At 41.8% G+C, this 1,537-nt stretch carries 2 protein-coding genes; both read right to left on the bottom strand.

Annotation, left to right across the window (positions count from 1 at the left end; translation table 11 throughout):
* Positions 1-92 precede the first annotated feature (92 nt).
* Positions 93-650 (bottom strand): porin family protein, encoded by a 558-nt coding sequence (locus tag BCT81_RS16635; RefSeq protein WP_102425164.1) that lies wholly within the window; start codon positions 648-650, stop codon positions 93-95.
* Positions 651-776: 126 nt separating this feature from the next.
* The gene (locus BCT81_RS16630) at positions 777-1,412 is read right to left on the bottom strand and encodes a YadA C-terminal domain-containing protein (RefSeq protein ID WP_102425163.1); all 636 of its coding nucleotides are present in this window, start codon (positions 1,410-1,412) and stop codon (positions 777-779) included.
* Positions 1,413-1,537 lie beyond the last annotated feature (125 nt).

Below are 1,537 nucleotides of genomic sequence, written 5' to 3'. Positions count from 1 at the left end.
AAGTGCAACTAAGGGAGACTTTATCTTCATAAAAATACCTAGAGTATGTCGCCGTCCTTGGCTGCAATGAATTTTGATTCGAATCGTTTAGCTTAGAACTTGTAACCAAAGGTGATTGAGAGTTGGTCGATATCGTAATCATCCATCATGATGAAGTTGAAACGCAGGTCACTGTATAGGCCGAAATCAAAGTTAGCTCGAACACCAGTACCCAATAGCAGTGATGTTTCTTTGTCTTTCAGAGTGATGCTATCGCCCGGTTCTTTTAAAGTGAGTCTTTCTTCAACACGAGCAACGCCAATAGCGCCATAAGGCTTAATACTGAAGCCATCTAGCAAGAAAGCGTAACCAATATCTGAGTCAATTTTGAAAGTTGATACTTTAGAGTCGTAACCATATCCATGGTAACTTTCGTCGTCTTTGCTAGTATCCATCGAAATGTTAACACCAACAATTCGGTTGATATCATAGCCGTACTCCAGCTTAAGGCCGTTGCCTAAATCGCTGTTAGAGTAGTTTGAATTAAGGTGGTCAATTTCACTAGAAGTAAAGCCAAGGCCTACTCGGTGGCCAGAATAATCAGTATCAGCAATAGCTGCCGTCGCTGTAGATAAGGCAATGATTGCTGTAACTGTTTTAAGTAATTTCATAACACTCTCTTTATTGAAAACTCAGCAAACGTATCCATACGAACTGATATAACATTATTTGTTTGGAGTATGTTGGATTCCTTTCACTTTAAGGTTCCCCGCTGTCCTTAGCAGGGAGAGAGTGCTCTATTTAAAGCTGTACTGAAGGCCAACGCCGCCAGCGACATCTGAAGATGAGTATTTACCTGATGTCTCGTAGTGGAAAGTGCCAGAAACACTTAGGCTTTCATTGATTCCGTATGCACCACCTAATGCAAGTGCTTCTTTCGAACCTGCGAAGCCAACACCAGCACCAATAGCAAATTCCCCGTTGGTAACGAATGGGCGAGCATTGGTTACAGCGTGTAAACTCGCACGAATACCATCCATTTGTTCAGCATGGTCATTGAATTTAGCATTGTATTCTGCCGCCATTGCTTCGAAGTTACGTTGAAGCTCAGTTTGGCCTAACTCTAATGCTGATGAGCGTTCTGCTTCTGTCGGACCTGAGATATCCGGCGTATCGCCGTAGTCTGGGCTCGGACGATCTGGGCTATTATCTACAGGTGGCTGAGTCGGCGTTGGTGGCTGAGGTCTTTCAGGGCTGTTATCCATGTCTGGTTGAGATGGAATGCCCTGAATCGGATTTGTCGGTTTTGGTAATTCAATTGGGTTTGATGGCTGTTCATTCCAAATAGGGTTTTGAACATCAACATCAACATCTGCGATTGCAGGAAGTGAAAATACAGTAGCTAGTGACACTGCAATAATTGACTTTTTCATTGAATACACTCTCAATAAAGATTAAATATTGAGCATCCTTACTATGGTTTAATTTATTGACTCCGTGTCGATGGAGTAAATATTAAACAGTGTATTATTTTTAGGCTAAGTAGCTATTTTTATAT

This window comes from Vibrio sp. 10N.261.52.A1 (assembly GCF_002876325.1).
In the GTDB taxonomy this organism is placed as follows: Bacteria; Pseudomonadota; Gammaproteobacteria; order Enterobacterales; family Vibrionaceae; genus Vibrio; species Vibrio chagasii.
This window is presented reverse-complemented; position numbering and strand designations above follow the sequence as displayed.